The organism is Ruegeria sp. HKCCD7628, assembly GCF_057221005.1.
In genome coordinates this window covers 182559-198288 of the sequence record NZ_JBWVBA010000005.1, presented here as the reverse complement: position 1 = coordinate 198288, position 15730 = coordinate 182559, and the positions used below count along the sequence as shown (strand labels likewise).

13 protein-coding genes and 1 tRNA gene are annotated in these 15730 nt (G+C 56.0%); 4 read left to right on the top strand and 10 right to left on the bottom strand.

Translation table 11 applies throughout. The annotated features are described in order from the left end of the window. Nucleotide 1 precedes the first annotated feature (1 nt). Genes nqrF through AC2TAD_RS13280 form a run of 6 tightly spaced genes read right to left on the bottom strand, consistent with a single transcriptional unit; the run spans nt 2 to nt 5862 of the window. Nucleotides 2-1225 (bottom strand): NADH:ubiquinone reductase (Na(+)-transporting) subunit F, encoded by a 1224-nt coding sequence (gene nqrF / locus AC2TAD_RS13305; RefSeq protein ID WP_170356557.1) that lies wholly within the window; start codon nt 1223-1225, stop codon nt 2-4. 10 nt (nt 1226-1235) lie between these two features. Next, nucleotides 1236-1844 carry an NADH:ubiquinone reductase (Na(+)-transporting) subunit E gene (gene nqrE, locus AC2TAD_RS13300; protein WP_480868203.1) on the bottom strand — a complete coding sequence of 203 codons (609 nt, stop codon included), beginning with the start codon at nt 1842-1844 and terminating at the stop codon, nt 1236-1238. Then, the gene (locus AC2TAD_RS13295) at nt 1844-2497 is read right to left on the bottom strand and encodes an NADH:ubiquinone reductase (Na(+)-transporting) subunit D (RefSeq protein ID WP_117873115.1); all 654 of its coding nucleotides are present in this window, start codon (nt 2495-2497) and stop codon (nt 1844-1846) included. The genes nqrE and AC2TAD_RS13295 overlap by 1 nt, the downstream gene beginning before the upstream one ends. Then, complete coding sequence (locus AC2TAD_RS13290) at nt 2497-3312, bottom strand: Na(+)-translocating NADH-quinone reductase subunit C (protein WP_480868202.1); 816 nt, start codon at nt 3310-3312, stop codon at nt 2497-2499. The genes AC2TAD_RS13295 and AC2TAD_RS13290 overlap by 1 nt, the downstream gene beginning before the upstream one ends. After that, nucleotides 3305-4513, bottom strand: a complete 1209-nt coding sequence (locus AC2TAD_RS13285) for an NADH:ubiquinone reductase (Na(+)-transporting) subunit B (protein WP_170356560.1) — start codon at nt 4511-4513, stop codon at nt 3305-3307. Before AC2TAD_RS13285 ends, AC2TAD_RS13290 begins: the two co-directional genes overlap by 8 nt. A 5-nt stretch (nt 4514-4518) precedes the next feature. Next, complete coding sequence (locus tag AC2TAD_RS13280; protein WP_480868200.1) at nt 4519-5862, bottom strand: Na(+)-translocating NADH-quinone reductase subunit A; 1344 nt, start codon at nt 5860-5862, stop codon at nt 4519-4521. A 278-nt stretch (nt 5863-6140) separates the two neighbouring features. On the opposite strand from AC2TAD_RS13280, the gene AC2TAD_RS13275 reads away from it, so the two are divergent. Together AC2TAD_RS13275 and AC2TAD_RS13270 are read left to right on the top strand one after the other, a co-directional pair. Further along, nucleotides 6141-7256, top strand: a complete 1116-nt coding sequence (locus AC2TAD_RS13275; RefSeq protein ID WP_480868199.1) for a THUMP domain-containing class I SAM-dependent RNA methyltransferase — start codon at nt 6141-6143, stop codon at nt 7254-7256. Nucleotides 7257-7348: 92 nt separating this feature from the next. Next, a tRNA-Pro gene (locus tag AC2TAD_RS13270) sits at nt 7349-7425 on the top strand. Nucleotides 7426-7620: 195 nt separating this feature from the next. Here AC2TAD_RS13270 and AC2TAD_RS13265 read toward each other — a convergent pair. Next, nucleotides 7621-8142, bottom strand: coding sequence for an ABC transporter permease (locus tag AC2TAD_RS13265; protein WP_480868197.1), 522 nt, complete (start codon nt 8140-8142; stop codon nt 7621-7623). 116 nt (nt 8143-8258) lie between these two features. Then, nucleotides 8259-9791 carry a sugar ABC transporter ATP-binding protein gene (locus AC2TAD_RS13260; protein WP_480868195.1) on the bottom strand — a complete coding sequence of 511 codons (1533 nt, stop codon included), beginning with the start codon at nt 9789-9791 and terminating at the stop codon, nt 8259-8261. 100 nt (nt 9792-9891) lie between these two features. On the opposite strand from AC2TAD_RS13260, the gene AC2TAD_RS13255 reads away from it, so the two are divergent. Continuing rightward, nucleotides 9892-10941: a LacI family DNA-binding transcriptional regulator gene (locus AC2TAD_RS13255; protein ID WP_480868193.1), complete on the top strand. Its 1050-nt coding sequence runs from the start codon at nt 9892-9894 to the stop codon at nt 10939-10941. 201 nt (nt 10942-11142) lie between these two features. Here AC2TAD_RS13255 and AC2TAD_RS13250 read toward each other — a convergent pair whose 3' ends face one another. Beyond that, on the bottom strand, nt 11143-11559 hold the full coding sequence (locus AC2TAD_RS13250; protein ID WP_480868191.1) for a hypothetical protein: 417 nt from the start codon (nt 11557-11559) through the stop codon (nt 11143-11145). A 167-nt stretch (nt 11560-11726) separates the two neighbouring features. On the opposite strand from AC2TAD_RS13250, the gene AC2TAD_RS13245 reads away from it, so the two are divergent. Beyond that, the gene (locus AC2TAD_RS13245; RefSeq protein WP_480868189.1) at nt 11727-13361 is read left to right on the top strand and encodes a winged helix-turn-helix domain-containing tetratricopeptide repeat protein; all 1635 of its coding nucleotides are present in this window, start codon (nt 11727-11729) and stop codon (nt 13359-13361) included. Between the two features lie 50 nt (nt 13362-13411). Here the strand turns inward: AC2TAD_RS13245 and AC2TAD_RS13240 are convergent, their stop codons facing one another. After that, complete coding sequence (locus AC2TAD_RS13240; protein ID WP_480868187.1) at nt 13412-15325, bottom strand: adenylate/guanylate cyclase domain-containing protein; 1914 nt, start codon at nt 15323-15325, stop codon at nt 13412-13414. Nucleotides 15326-15730: the final 405 nt, after the last annotated feature.

Below are 15730 nucleotides of genomic sequence, written 5' to 3'. Positions count from 1 at the left end.
CTTATCCGCCGAAATCGTCAAGCATGATGTCTTCGCGGTCCACGCCCAGATCCAGCAGCATGTTGATGACCGACTGGTTCATGATGGGCGGTCCACACATGTAGAACTCGCAATCCTCGGGCGCAGGGTGGTTCTTGAGGTATTCCTCGAACAGAACGTTGTGGATGAAGCCGGTATAGCCTTTCCAATCGTCCTCGGGCTGCGCATCCGACAGAGCGACATGCCATTCGAAATTGTCAAACTCTTCGGCCAGTTGGTCGAAATCCTCGACAAAGAACATCTCTTTCTTCGACCGGGCACCATACCAGAAGCTGATCTTGCGATCGCGGTTCTGCAACCGCTTGAGCTGATCGAAGATATGGCTGCGCATAGGGGCCATGCCTGCGCCACCGCCGATGAATACCATCTCTTTTTGGGTATCGCGGGCGAAGAATTCACCAAACGGACCCGAGATGGTGACCTTGTCACCTGGTTTCAGGTTGAAGATATACGACGACATCTGACCCGCTGGGATACCTTCCGACCCCGGAGGCGGCGAGGCCACGCGGACGTTCAGCATGATCATGCCCTTTTCATCCGGATAGTTGGCCATGGAATAAGCCCGCTCAATCGGTTCGGCCACGACGGATTCGTATTGCCACAGATTGAACTTGTCCCAATCTTCGCGATATTCCTCTTCCACGTCGAAATCGGTGTATTTCAACTGGTGCGCAGGGGCTTCAATCTGGATGTAACCACCGGCGCGGAAGTTCACATCCTCGCCTTCCGGCAGGTCCAGCGTCAGGGCCTTGATGAAGGTCGCCACGTTTTCATTCGAGCGAACGGTACATTCCCATTTCTTGACGCCAAAGACCTCTTCGGGGACTTCGATGTCCATGTCCTGCTTGACTGCGACCTGACAGGACAGACGGTCACCGCACGAAGCCTCACGCTTGGTGATGTGGCTTTCCTCGGTCGGCAGGATCGAGCCGCCGCCAGAATGCACCCGCACCCGACACTGCGCACAGGTGCCACCGCCGCCACAGGCAGAAGGTACGAACAGCTTCTCGGCCGCCAGGGTTTGCAGCAGCTTGCCCCCGGCAGGGACCGAGATGGTTTTCTCACCGTTGATGGTGATGTTCACGTTCCCGGTCGACACCAGCTTGGACCGCGCAGCCATGATGATGGCCACCAGCCCCAACACGATCAGGGTGAAAAGAACGACGCCTAAGCTAAAGGTTTCCATGCGTCCCTCCTTACAGTTTCACGCCCGAGAAGGACATGAAGGCCATCGCCATCAGACCCGCGGTGATGAAGGTGATCCCAAGCCCTTGCAGGCCGTCGGGAATGTCCGAGTATTTCAGCTTTTCGCGCACACCCGCCATCGCAGTGATCGCCAGCGCCCAGCCGAAGCCCGAAGACAGACCATAAGTCGTCGCCTCGACAAAGTTATAGTCGCGTTCCACCATGAACAGCGAGCCACCCAGAATGGCGCAGTTCACCGTGATCAGCGGTAGGAATATCCCCAGCGCGTTGTAAAGCGGCGGGAAATACTTATCCAACACCATCTCGAGGATCTGAACCATGGCTGCAATCACACCAATATATGAGATCAGGCCAAGGAAGGTCAGGTCCACATCCGGGAAGCCCGCCCAAGTCAGCGCGCCCGGTTTCAGAAGATAGTTCAGCAACAGGTTGTTGGCAGGCACAGTGATGGCCTGCACCACCATGACCGAGATGCCCAGTCCCAGCGCGGTCGAAATCTTCTTGGACACGGCGATGAAGGTACACATCCCCAGAAAGAAGCTGAGCGCAAGGTTTTCGACAAAGATGGCCTTTACGGCCAGTGAAATCAGACCTTCCATCAGTGGGCCTCTACCTGCTGAATTTTGTATTCACGCTCTTCCACCTGGTTCGGCTTCCATGTGCGGAAGGCCCAGATGATCAGACCGATGATGAAGAACGCTGACGGAGGTAGCAGCAGCATCCCGTTGGGCACGTACCAGCCACCGTTGTTGACGGTCTCCAGAATGGTGATGCCAAACAGCGACCCGGCCCCGAACAGCTCGCGGATGAAGCCCACCAGCAGCAGGATCAGGCCGTAGCCCATACCGTTGCCCATGCCGTCGATGAACGACGCGACGGGCGGGTTCTTCATCGCAAACGCCTCAGCCCGGCCCATCACGATACAGTTGGTGATGATCAGGCCGACAAAAACCGACAGGGTTTTCGAGATCTCAAACGCATAGGCCTTAAGGATCTGGTCCACCAGGATCACTAGCGAGGCGATGATCACCATCTGCACGATGATCCGGATCGAGCCGGGAATCTGGTTGCGCAGGCATGAGATGAAGAAGGACGAGAACGAGGTCACGAAGATCACCGCCAGCGCCATCACCATCGACACTTGCAGCGACGAGGTCACCGCCAGCGCCGAACAGATGCCCAGCACCTGCAGAGTGATCGGGTTATTGTCGACAAGCGGGTCGACCAGCATCTCTTTCTTAGTCTGAGACATCAGAATTCTCCTGCTTGCAGTTTGGCCAGAAACGGAGCGTAGCCCGCATCCCCCATCCAGAACCGTACAAGGTTATCGACACCCACCGAGGTCAGCGTCGCCCCGGCCAGCGCGTCGACGTAAAAGTCGGGGCCAGCGGCGGGCTGCGATTTGGCAACGGTGATCTGCAACTCACCCGCGTCATCGCGCAGACGTTTGCCATTCCACAGTGCCTTCCAGCGCGGGTTGTCCACCTCGGCCCCAAGGCCCGGCGTCTCACCATGCTGATAGAATTGCAGGCCGAAGATATCGTTGCCGTTGTTCTCCAGCGCGATAAAGCCATAGAGCGTGGACCACAGGCCATAGCCATGCAGCGGTAGGATCACCTTGTCTAACTCGCCCGCATCATCGCGCAACAGGTAGATGACACGGTACTTAGACTGACGCCCAATACCTGCTGGGTCATTGTCCAGCGCAACGCTTAGGTCGGGATCGCTGGCCGCAGCGATGTCATCAAACGTGGCAGCGTCGAACTGATCGTCGACGAAAGCGCCCGTCGACAGTTCAAGTACATGCGGTTCGAACGCAGCGAACGCTTCGGAGACATCGACGCCCGGCTCATAGACACCGGCGACTTGCAGAACGTTGACCTGCTTGTCCTTCAGCGCGTTGGCTTCTTGCACCGGGCGCAGGCTGACCGCTGCGGCGGACACGACCATCGAGGCCACAAGGCAGACAGCGACCGCAACGATGATCGTCTTGCTCACAGAATCCGGCGAGGCGGCCAGAAATTTGGCAATCGCGCCCTTGGGTTCTTGGGACTGCGTATCAGACATGGCGACGCGCCCTCCGTTTAATGTTGGCCTGCACGACGAAATAGTCGATCAGCGGCGCAAAGACGTTTCCGAAGAGGATAGCCAGCATCATGCCTTCGGGGAAAGCAGGGTTAATGACGCGGATCATCACAACCATGACACCAATCAGCGCACCGTAGATATAGCGGCCCATGTTGGTGTGGCTGGCCGAAACCGGCTCGGTCACCATGAAAGCCAGACCAAAGGCGTAGCCGCCCAGAACGATGTGCCAGTACCAAGGCATCGCAAACATCGGGTTGGTGTCTGACCCGATCAGGTTCAGCAAGAGCGAGAAGCCGATGGTTCCCGCCAAACAGCCGAGGATCAGGCGATAGTTGGCGATTTTTGTTGTCAGCAGGAAGGCCAGGCCGATCATACAGGCCAGCGTCGATGTCTCACCGAAACTGCCCTGAATGGTGCCGAAGAACGCATTGGCCCAGGTGATCCCGTCAGCCGCCAGCGCCTGAACGCCCTCGGCTGCGGTGATCCCCAACGCGGTCGCGCCCGAGAAACCATCCACCGGAGTCCAAACCGAATCCCCCGACATTTGCGCAGGATAAGCGAAATACAAGAACGCCCGCCCGACCAGTGCGGGGTTGAGAAAGTTCTTACCGGTGCCGCCAAACACCTCTTTGCCGATGACAACACCGAAGATTATGCCCAAAGCGACCTGCCACAGCGGTGTCGATGCGGGCAAGATCAGCGTGTAGAGCATAGATGTGACAAGGAAGCCCTCGTTCACCTCATGCCCGCGCACGGTGGCAAAGATCACCTCGAAAATACCACCCGCGACCAGCGTCGTGATGTAGATCGGCAGGAAATAAAGCAACCCGTGCAACACATTGGCAAACAGGCTGGACGGATCCAGCGAGATACCGAACATCTGCAGCAAAGCAATCCGCCAGCCGGTAGCCGCATCCGGACCAAGCGTCGCAATAGCTGAATTCGCCTGATAACCCGTATTCCACATCCCCCACAGGATGCACGGGATCGTGGCGATCACGACATAGGTCATGATCCGCTTCATATCCACGTAGGACCGTGCGTGTGGGGCTACGGTGGTGACGGTTTTCGGAGTGTAGATGAAGCTTTCGACCATCTCGTAGATAGGGAAATACTTCTCGTACTTGCCGCCCTTGGTAAAGTTCGGCTCAATCCGATCGAAGAAGCTGCGCAAACCCATGTGGATCAGCCCTCCTTTTCAATCTTGGTCAGGCAGTCGCGCAGCGCCAGCCCGTATTCATATTTTGCCGGACAGGCAAAGCCCACAAGGCCCAGATCTTCTTCGTCCAGCTCCAGCGCGCCCAATGCCTGGGCAGTGTCCGTGTCCATAACCAACAAAGCGCGCAGCAATTGCGTCGGCAGGTAGTCCTGCGGCATCAGCTCTTCGAACACGCCCGTCGGCACCATCGCACGACGCCCGCCGTTCAGGTTTGAAGTGAACGCATACAGCTTTTTCGCAAAGGCCGAGCCCAACACCGGCTGTACGGCGAATTTCGATGGCATTGGAAGAATCCAACCCATCGTGTGTTGATCGTGATCTTCACGGATGATCGAAATCTGCCGCGCAAAGCGCCCCAGATAGGCGGTTGGACCTTCGGCCTGCGCGCCCGACAGGATCGAGCCCGAGATAATCCGGGGCGTCCCGTCCACATCGACCTCGTCACGGGTTAGATCGTCGGTCGATGCGCCCATGACCGTGCGGATCAAGCGCGGTTGACGCGCGCCCGGACCGGTCAGAGCGATCACGATATTGGGGTCCAGATGGCCAGTCTGCATCAGGCGACCAATGGCGATGACGTCCTGATACCCGATGGTCCAAACCTGCTTGTCCTCCGCCAGCGGCTCGAGGAAATGGATATGCGTCCCCGCCAGCCCCGACGGGTGCGGACCTGCAAATGCGGCGGCTTCAACTCCCGGCACATCGGCACCCGGTATCGAGTCACCCTCTTTGTGGCACAGATAGGTCTTACCTTCGGTCAGGTACGCGATCGCCGCCAGACCCGCAGCGAACGCATCCCCTGCATCAGCGATGATCACTGCTGCATCACCCGCCAGAGGCTCACTGTCCATCGCAGTCACGAAAATCGCGGCTGGTGTGGTGCCGGGTGTCGGCATTTTGGAATACGGCCGCGTGCGGAAAGCCGTCCAAAGACCCGCAGCACATAGCTTGGCCGTCACGCCCTCGGCACTATCGGCATTCCCGGTGTCCGAGAAATCAACGCCGGAGTTATTAGGGTCTGACACCTCGATCACGACGCTTTGCAGCACACGCCGCGCACCGCGATTGACCGCGACGACCTTGCCGGTCATCGGTGCGACCATCATCGCCTCGGGCGCGTCCTTGTGACTAAACAGCGGCGTGCCGCGCTGAACATCGTCACCCTCTTGCACCAGCATCTTGGGTTTCAGGCCAATATAGTCGCCGCCCAGAACCCCGACGGTCGAAAATTCAGGCCCCGGATGAATCGTCTGATCCGGCGCACCCTGCACCGGCAGCTCGAACCCTTTTTTCAGTTTGAAAGTTTGCATGTCGCTACGGTCTTCCAAGCCTCTTTCCCGTTCTGCCGTGTCTTTTTGCCGGGTGTCCGCCAAAAATCACTGCAGAGATAAACGCCAGCACCCGGCAATACATAAGCTAAGACTGCCTATGATGCGTGACTATGTCATAATCACGGTCCCTTTACGCGGGGAAACGATCAAACGCAAACCCGTTACCGCCCAAAGTGACCCGAGAATGTCACTTTCGTTTGAGAGAGCCTAATAAAATGCATATCGCACCCTGTGCGTGACCGTTGTAAGCACGCTTTATGGAACACACAAATGATCTTGAGATTTTTCTGGTCGCAACACCCGGCCTAGAAGCACCCCTGCATGCTGAGGCTGTTGAAAATCGGTTTCAAAACTCCAAAATCGTTCCCGGCGGTGTGAGCTGCCTTGGGTCATGGTCCGAAGTCTGGCGCGCCAATCTGTGTTTGCGCGGCGCGAATAAGGTTCTGGTTCGTCTGGGCAGTTTCCCAGCTGTGCATCTGGCGCAACTGGACAAGCGTGCGCGAAAATTTCCGTGGTCCGAAGTTCTGCGGCCCGATGTTGCCGTCAAAGTCGAGGCGACCAGCCGGAAGTCCCGGATTTACCACGCAGGTGCTGCTCGGCAGAGGATCGAACGCGCGATTGCGGAAACCTTGGGTGTCGAGATCTCGGCGGATGCTGGTTTGCGTGTGCTGTTGCGTATTGAAAAGGACATCTGCACTTTGTCTGTAGACACCTCCGGTGATCCTTTGCACAAACGCGGCCACAAACCTGCCGTTGCCAAGGCGCCAATGCGGGAAACGATGGCCGCAATGTTCTTGCGTGAATGTGGATTTGATGGGTCCGAGCCTGTTTTGGACCCGATGTGCGGTTCCGGAACATTCGTCATCGAAGCAGCTGAGATCGCTTTGGGCCTTCACCCGGGTCGCTCGCGAAAGTTCGCTTTCGAAGACTTGAAAAACTTTGATCAAGATAGCTGGAACGAGATGCGGAACGTCACTTCCGTCAAAGAGACCCAAGTGGTGTTCCGAGGCTCGGACCGCAACAGCGGCGCGGTTCAAGCGGCCAGCACCAATGCGGACCGTGCCGGTGTGTCGACCGTTACGGATTTCCAAGCTCGGGCTGTGGGCGATATCAAACCAGGTCACGAAACAGGTGGATTGGTGATCGTTAATCCGCCCTATGGCGCTCGAATCGGGGACGAGAAACGTCTCAGGTCGCTCTATGGTTCATTTGGCAAGGTCATGATGTCCAGATTCAGGGGGTGGCGTGCAGGGATCATCACCAGCTCTCCGTCCCTCGCACGCGCGACCCGCCTGCCCTTGCTGCCTGCAGGGCCTGTTGTCGATCATGGCGGTACCAAAATCCGTTTATATAGAACAGAGACGTTGCGCTGAGAGCCTTGGCTCGGGGACTGGTACTATATGATCCGTGTGTTCGAATACCTCTTGCACATCCAAAAGCCGAGGTATAGATCACGCGCCACGGTCGGAGTGTAGCTCAGCCTGGTAGAGCACTGTCTTCGGGAGGCAGGGGTCGGAGGTTCGAATCCTCTCACTCCGACCAATAAAACAAGGCGCCCTAGGGCGCCTTTTTGTTTTTAGAGGAATGGCCACAACGATATCCGCAACGTTTCGTTCGATAGATGTGCTCAGTTCGTTCACTACGGGCATCCACCAACTGCCGAATTAGCACTTCATATCTTCCAGTCCATAATTCCCGCTGCGTTCTTAAGCGCATCTTCAATGACGCGGAGGCCTTTCAATGGGCGTGTGACATAATCTGTTCCAAAACCGCTCGAATAAGATTCGAGCCAGATTTGATCGTTGCTTCTGAGGCTCGCAACACTCCTGTGGTGCCGTTGATCGCGTAGAAACTATCCGGCAATGCGCCGACCATCTGACGCCCGCCGGTATGCCACAGCGCCAGAGCGTAAAGAACCGTGCCCGTGCCCAAGGTCGCAATGAAGCTGTCGATCTTGGCTACCTCGACCAGCAGTCCGTTCAGGAATCCGGTTAGCAAACCCAGCGATAGGACGATTGCCACAGCAATCGGCCATGGAATTCCAAACGTGGTTTGCAACGAGATAGCAAGGATATGCCACAGCACGATCCCGTATCCCACGGTTAGATCGATACGACCCGCCGCCATCGGAATCATCGCCCCCAGCGACAGAAGCGCGATAATCGCTTTGTCCGAGATAATCGCCCGCAGGTTCAGAAGCGTTGGGAAGGTGTTGGGCAGAAGGATCGAGAAAAGGATGATCAGAAAACCTGTCAGCAAAACTAGGCCATAGACCGGTAAGAACCTGAGGATCCTCGTCTTTAACGAAACATCTTTCAGCTCAGCCTTGGTTGGTTCCAGCGCATTGGATTCAAGCGATTGGATACTCGTATTCCTTAACTCGCGACGGCGTTCGAGGCCGAAGCAGCTTGTATCAGGTTTTCAGTGGTCAGTTCGGTTCCGGTCAATTCGCGCACGATCTGACCCTGACTGAAGACAATGGCGCGATGGCAGATGGCTGCAACTTCCTCGAAATCGGTGGAAACGACGATGATGCCGACGCCTTCTTCCATTGCACGGTTCAACAGCGCGTAAATTTCTGCTTTCGCACCAACATCAACCCCCGCGGTCGGGTCTTCGCAGATCAACAGCTTGCGTTTGGTTTCCAGCCAACGTCCGATGACCACCTTTTGCTGGTTTCCGCCCGACAAGCTTTCAATCGCCATGCTTTGATCATTGGGAGACAAGGCGACGTCCGCACCGATCCGGGTGGCGCTCTCTGTTTCAGCTTTGTGGCTCATGAACGACAACAGCGACCGCCCGATCGCGGCAGGGTTCAGGAACGTGTTCTCTCGGATGGTCAGTGACATGGCGACGGACTCTTCAGTTCTGTCCCGCGCAACCAACCCGATCCCTGATGCCATCGCTGTTTGCGGCGCGCTCAGGTCAGGCGTTTCACCATGCAGAGTTATCTGTCCGCTAAACCCTTCCGACCCGAACAGCGCGCGCGAGACGTTTTCATGACCCGCCCCGCGCAGCCCAACCAGCCCGACGATTTCATTTGTCTGCAACTGGAAACTGACGTTGTGCGCTGCTTCCATGTTCAGGCCAGACACCTCAAGCAACGTTGCACCCGGCGGCATGTCTGGTTTCATCACCTGCCGAGTCTTGCGGCCGACGATCATATAAACCAACTCTTCGGGTGTAGTGTGGTCAATGCTGCGCAGTCCGACCATCTCTCCGTCTCGTAGCACGGCAACCCGATCAGCAATCTGAAAAATCTCATCCAGCCGATGCGACACATAGATCATTCCGACGCCTTGTTCCTTCAGTGGGCGCAAGGCTTCGAACAGTCGTTCGACCTCGTCCGCAGGTAGGGATGCTGTTGGTTCATCCAGCACCAGATAGTCACAATCTACGGCCAAAGCGCGGGCTATCGCGACCAGAGACTTCTCGGTCCGCGACAAGTCCTGAACCCGCGTGGTCGGATCGAATTCACATCCCACCTTGTCCAGCGCGTTCTGTGCAAAGCTCTCCACGGATTTCCAATTGATCAAACCGCCCTTTCGCGAATAGCCCAGAGCAAGCGCAATGTTCTCGGCCACGGTCATCCATTCGATCATGCCGAGATCCTGATGGATAAACGCCACGGACTGACGCTCGCCGAACCCACCTGGACGATGTTCATAGGGCTCACCGTTGATCAGAACGCGTCCCTCATCCGCTTTGTGAATTCCGCCGAGGATTTTGATGAGGGTCGATTTCCCGGCTCCGTTTTCTCCCAGCAGGGCAACAATCTCGCCGCGTTCGACATTCAGTGACACGTCGCGCAGCGCATAGGTGCCTCCGAAATGCTTCTTTATCCCGTCAAAGAACAGATTGTTTTGTGCAGTGCCGGGCACGGCTGTCTCCTCCTGGACCTGGGTCACCCTGATGCTCCTCAACATCGTATTGAGTTACCCGTAACGTTACGCTAGCATTCGCACAGACCCGCCCATTGTCAATAAAAAAGAGTTACCCGTAACGTAAATGAGCAGCGACACTGATAAATCAAATAAAAACAATAAAGTAAGCCTTGCCGAGGTAGCGAAAGCTGCGGGTGTGTCCAAGATGACGGCCAGCCGAGTCTTGCGCGACGAGGGTGGGTTTTCGGAAAAAACACGCGCCAAGGTTATGGCTGAAGTGGATAGGTTGGGCTACTTGCCGAATCGGCTAGCGACGGTTTTCGCGGGTGACAAGAAGTCCACTTTTGTCGGGGTCAGCATCCCTGAACTGGGCAACGAAATCTTCGCGCAGGTTCTGGAGGGCATCGACCGTAAACTCGGCGCGTTCGGACACCAGACTGTACTGGGCCTCACCGAGCATGAAATCGATCACGAAGAAAAATGGATCGAGACCGTGCTGTCCTGGCAACCTGCCGGGCTGATTATCACGGGCCGCTCGCATAGTCAGAAGGCGATCCAAATGCTACGCGGCGCGGGTATCCCGTTGGTAGAAATCTGGGACTTCAATTCCAGCCCTTTGGATATGTGCGTCGGACTTAACCATTTCGACAGCGGTTATAGTATGGGTCGCTATTTGGCCGGGATGAACTACCAGAAATTCGGCTATGTCGGCACCTCTCATGACGTGGCAAACGCGGCAACCGCACGTCTAAACGGCTTCTCCAAAGCCATCGAAGATGCAAACGGGCGTCTCGAAAAACAACTGCTGCTGAAGGACACGCCAGGCTTTTATACCGGATTTTACGGCACCGAGCAGCTGCTTGCGTCCCACCGCGATATCAAGGTCATTTTCTATCAGAACGACAACATGGCGATTGGTGGACTGCATTACGCCCAGAAAATCGGATTACGTGTTCCGGATGACATCGGCATCGCCGGATGGGGCGATTTACCGATTTCAGCGATACAACCTTATCGGCTGACGTCAATTGCGGTGCCCCATCTGAAAATTGGCCAGATTGCAGCGGAAATGGTTCTGGCCCAAATCAACGGCGAACCAGCCAAGTCCACGACTGATGTCGGGTTTCGACTAATTCCCGGGAGTACAGTAAGGAAGTCGCGGCCGACTGAGTAAACACAGCAACGATACGAGGAACGCATGCCGGTAACCCCGGCCCTTTGCTGCCGTTAGGCATGGCCAATGATGCTGCGAGGCAGCCCAAAAAATCGACCATTCACCGCATATGGAGAACAGGGCAACTGGGTTCGCGCCTGCTATTTCTCCTTAACCAGAAAAATGGCAGGTCCAGAGTTAGAACCAGTTCGAAACCGAAACTCAGAGACCAGTAGACGGTTCAAAGCTGTGCAGCTCGAAAGTACTCTTTCCATCGGCGCTGAACTTCTGGACTGAGTCCCCGACACGCAGCACTGTCATGCAGCGATAACGCCCCTTGTCGGCGGCCATGGAAACGCAAACCTTGTCTGTATCGGTGATGGCAAATGCGCCGGCACCGCTCCATCCACCGTTCACAAGCTCTCCGCTCACGACATTGTTCGGGTAATAGAAAAAGCGAAATCGCTTCTCTCCCGACGTGGCTGTCACAGTATTTCCGATCAGTAGCTCTGCGATCTGATCGGCATTGAGGCGCTCGGCACCGTTGTTCAATGCAGCATCAAGATCCGTTTCAGCGAATGCCATGCTTCCCGCCAGAGCGAAGGCGGCAGCCATGCAAAGTGTTTTTAGTTGTGCCATATCGTGTCTCCTTTTTGCTTCAGATAACGTTACGGAGCGCTAACCCCCGAAAACGCTACGCCCCGGCGAACACGCCGGGCTTGATCGGATGCTGATTTTTTCTGACATTCATCTGACAATCCGCAAACTTCGTTGAGCCAAAGACATGGCGGAGTGTAGGTTTCAGTATGTACCGTTTTTTAGAGTTCCAACTTGATCCGACACAGGGATTGAAACGCGGTGGCGAACCGGTTGCTCTGGAACCTCAGGCCCTTCAATTGCTGGAATTTCTCGTCAGGAACCGAGACAGGATTGTTAGCAAGCAAGAGATCATTGACGAGATTTGGGCTGGCGCAGCGATCACGGACGCGGCGCTGAACACGCGCATTCGGTCCGTGCGCAAAGCCTTGGGCGATTCTGCGGCAAGCTCAGACTACATCAAGACCTTTCCAAAGCGCGGGTTCCAATTTGTGGCTCCGGTTGCATCGGACGACCCGCCTGAGCGTATTGCCCAGGCGCCCAAACGTGGCGTTTTTGTTGCGGGTGTGCTGTTCGCTTTGGCAGTCGCTATGCTGTCGCTCTCCATATTTGCCGACCGGCAGCGATTGCCGGACACCGGAAAACCCTCTTTGGCCATTGTGCAGTTTGACAATATCGGGGACGAAAGAACGGGTCAGTATTTCGTCGATGGTCTCACCGACGACCTGATCGCGCATCTGTCGCGCAACCGGGAGTTGTTCGTTGTGTCCAGCGCAACGATGTTCTCTTACGCGAAGGATCACGCAACCCCGATCGAAATCGCGCGCGACCTCGGGGTTAGCTATGTGGTCCGCGGCAGCGTCCGCCGCGCCGATGGTCAGATGCGCGTCAGCGGAGAACTTATTGATGTCGACAGTGCCCAAACCATCTGGGCCGAGGTTTTTGATCGTCAGGTAACGGATGTCTTTGAGGTTCAAGACGAGATCAGCCGGGCCATCGTGGGCCAGTTGTTGCCTGAGATATATCAGTCCGGCGAAGCACGGTCGCAGGAAAAACCGACCGAAGACATGGGTGCATGGGATCTGTATTTGCGCGGTCGGGCGCGGCAGGCAGTGTTTTCGCAAGAGGCTCAGCACGACGCAGTGACGTTTGCACAGTCTTCCATCGCAGCGGATCCGGAATTCGCGGCAGCACACAGCCTGTTGGCCCGCGCGCTGGGAACGATATTCTTCTTTCAGTGGTCAGATACTCCTCAGGACACGTTGATTGCCGCTACTGAGGCGGCCAAGAGAGCAATTGAACTGGACGATCAGGACGCACAGGCACATGCGGCTCTTGGCTATATCTACCGCTTTACAGGAGAGGCCGATCCAGCCATCGCAAATCTCGAACGCGCTGTCGCGCTCAACCCCAATGATGCGCGTATACGGCTGGAATTGGCGCATACCTATGACTGGTTCCGCATGCAGGACCGCGCCCTGCCCGAGATAGAGATGGCAATCCGGTTAAGCCCGCGCGATCCGATGTTGCAAAACATGTACTTTTACCAGGGTCACATCTTGTTTCATCTGGGACGCTACGAAGAAGCGCTGGACGCAGCCCGGCAGTTGGGCGAGGTGGCAACAAGCAATACTTGGCGACTGTTTCCTCACCTGTTAAGCGCGGCAACTCTTGCCGAGATGGACAAACAAGACGATGCCCAAGAGGCCGTTAACGATGCGCTTGAGATCAACCCAAAACTGTCCATCTCAGCGATGCGCAGGCAATTCGCTGGATCAAAAAACCACCCCGAAAACCGACGGATCTGGTTGGCTAGTTTGCAAAAGGCGGGCGTGCCCGAATAAGAATCGGTGCCAGACTTGGCGCTACCCTATGCCTTACCGCGCCCTATCGGTTAGCCTGCACTATCTTGAAGCGGGGCAAACTGACCTTCGGGCATGTCAACAGCTCTGTAGGCTTCCACGAAAGGCTGGATGTGTTCGTCGGGGCGCGCAAAGCGCCGATACATCCAGACAATGTCAGCAATTTTTATACCCGGACGAATTTTGTTTAGCCTGTCCCGCGCGGAAATGGCGGCGTCGCGCGGACCCAGTTCAGCCAGAATCGCAACCTCGATGGACACCGACCACCAAATATCCGGCTGAGCTCCCTTGCGATAGGTTCTCAGCGCTGTTTCATAATTTCCGTTCAGGAAATGATACTCGGCCAGCGCCTGATACCAGTTCGGGTCTGCTGCATTTGGATCAAGCGCAATTGCATTCTCAACAAGAGCGGCGCCCAATTCCAGACGCCCGGACCAAATGAATTCATAGCCGATCTGCCCTTGAAGATACCGATCTGTCCCCAATGCCAGCGCTGTTTCGGCGGACGAAAAGAACCCGTCAAGATCGCGCTGTATCTGTAACACAAGCGCCAGAAGAAAATGAGCGCGCGCAGAATACGGGTTGAGCGACACCGCGTTCCGCGCTGCCTCTTCCGCGCGTTGGATTTTCTCATCCTGTGTTCCTGGATACAGCCCGGTAAACAGCTTCACATCTGTCAGCAGTGCCTCGGCCAATTGCGCCCACCCGCGCCAATACTCAGGTTCGTCTTCGACAACCCGCAGGATACAGCCGCGGACGCGCTCGTGCATATCTCGTCGGTTCAGAAAACCAACGCGCAGCAGGGAGCATTCATAAGACGAGAGATATTCCGGAGGTTTCGCACGCGCATGACCTGCGTGAATGCGCTTGATCGCCCCGCCCGCGTCACCCACAGCCGAGGCTACTTTTTCTGTAATGCTCAGTTGAACGTCCAGAATATTTGAAGCCGTGAGACTTTCGTCATACGCCCCGGACCAGACCTGAAGCCCCGAGCTTGTGTCTATCAGTCGCGCTGTTACGCGCAGACGATCTGCAACCTGCCGTACAGAACCTTCCAGCACATAGTCCGCGCCGAACTTCTGTCGGATACTGCGCAGATCACTTTCGTCCGGTCCGACGGAATGGGTGGATTGGCGGGACAGTACGTTGAGGTCCTGGTAGCTCCCCAGCTCAACAATGATGTCTTCGCCAATGCCAATAGCCAATAAATCGCGGGCGTCCGTATTGCTGAGGTTTTGAAACGGCAGAACCGCAACGGTCGGACCTGTAGGCTCTGTCAACAAAGCAGCTTCATCAAAGGTCATGGCATCAAGCGGCTCGTGATCAAAGCCGATCCACCACGTTAACAAGCTCATAACGCCCAGACCTACTAAAACCGATGCACCGGCCATCAATGGAAGTTTGTTTGATCGCCATTTGGGTATGGGCGCACTGTCGGTTATGACACGGAAAACCCGAACCGGTTTGGCGATGTTTTTCAGGTTTTTCAGACCCAGATCCTCAAATCCGGCATCTACCTTGCCGGCTGCCTGCTGTGCGACACTCTCAGAAACTGCGACACCGCCTGGGTCAGCCAGACTTTCAATGCGGGAGGCAACATTCACCCCGTCACCATAGAGGTCCCCATCAGCGATCATGACATCACCGAGGTTTATCCCGATCCGAAGCTGCAACCGCGACCCGTTGGCAAGTGTCGGAGCAGCCTCAGTCATTGCCCGCTGTATCTCGACGCCACAAGCTACGGCATCGACCACCGAAGTGAATTCCACAAGAGCACCATCCCCCATTAACTTGACGAGGCGCCCGTGGCTTTTTGTAATTGCGGGATCAAAAATCTCTGAACGCAGAGTTTTGAGGGCGGACAATACCCCTGCCTCGTCGCTTCCCATCAACGACGAATACCCAACGACATCGGCAACCATGATCGCGGCGAGTCGGCGCTGCATAGGACCCTCCTGATCGCATTCTAACGGATGTCACGAAATCTCGACAATGCACGCCCTTCAGGTAATCCAACTAATTTGGTTGTCACGGCATAGACTAAATGTCAGCTTCACCTCGACGGCTCCTACTATTTGCGCCCGCAAAGAAAGTCAGCTTTCCGCCTCTCTGGTATAAGCGAAGTCCTGGAAACGGCCTTTGGATGCGAAGGGGATGCGTTCTAGCTCCAACGAGATTTTGAGGTTCAATGCTCCTATGGATATAGCGTCAGGGAACATCTTCTTTGGGCAGAAAGTGTTTGCCCAATGTTTCCTTCAATGTGGAAATGCTTCTAGAGGCGTGTAACCAAGGTCACGCATTCAGAAGCCCGTGTAACAGCGGTATGGAGCCAATTCCTAGCATACTTGTCG

Coding starts and splice junctions, on each gene's coding strand:
- nqrF (WP_170356557.1), bottom strand. CDS start 1,225: ATGGAAACCTTTAGCTTAGGCGTCGTTCTTTTCACCCTGATCGTGTTG.
- nqrE (WP_480868203.1), bottom strand. CDS start 1,844: ATGGAAGGTCTGATTTCACTGGCCGTAAAGGCCATCTTTGTCGAAAAC.
- AC2TAD_RS13295 (WP_117873115.1), bottom strand. CDS start 2,497: ATGTCTCAGACTAAGAAAGAGATGCTGGTCGACCCGCTTGTCGACAAT.
- AC2TAD_RS13290 (WP_480868202.1), bottom strand. CDS start 3,312: ATGTCTGATACGCAGTCCCAAGAACCCAAGGGCGCGATTGCCAAATTT.
- AC2TAD_RS13285 (WP_170356560.1), bottom strand. CDS start 4,513: ATGGGTTTGCGCAGCTTCTTCGATCGGATTGAGCCGAACTTTACCAAG.
- AC2TAD_RS13280 (WP_480868200.1), bottom strand. CDS start 5,862: ATGCAAACTTTCAAACTGAAAAAAGGGTTCGAGCTGCCGGTGCAGGGT.
- AC2TAD_RS13275 (WP_480868199.1), top strand. CDS start 6,141: ATGGAACACACAAATGATCTTGAGATTTTTCTGGTCGCAACACCCGGC.
- AC2TAD_RS13255 (WP_480868193.1), top strand. CDS start 9,892: ATGAGCAGCGACACTGATAAATCAAATAAAAACAATAAAGTAAGCCTT.
- AC2TAD_RS13250 (WP_480868191.1), bottom strand. CDS start 11,559: ATGGCACAACTAAAAACACTTTGCATGGCTGCCGCCTTCGCTCTGGCG.
- AC2TAD_RS13245 (WP_480868189.1), top strand. CDS start 11,727: ATGTACCGTTTTTTAGAGTTCCAACTTGATCCGACACAGGGATTGAAA.
- AC2TAD_RS13240 (WP_480868187.1), bottom strand. CDS start 15,325: ATGCAGCGCCGACTCGCCGCGATCATGGTTGCCGATGTCGTTGGGTAT.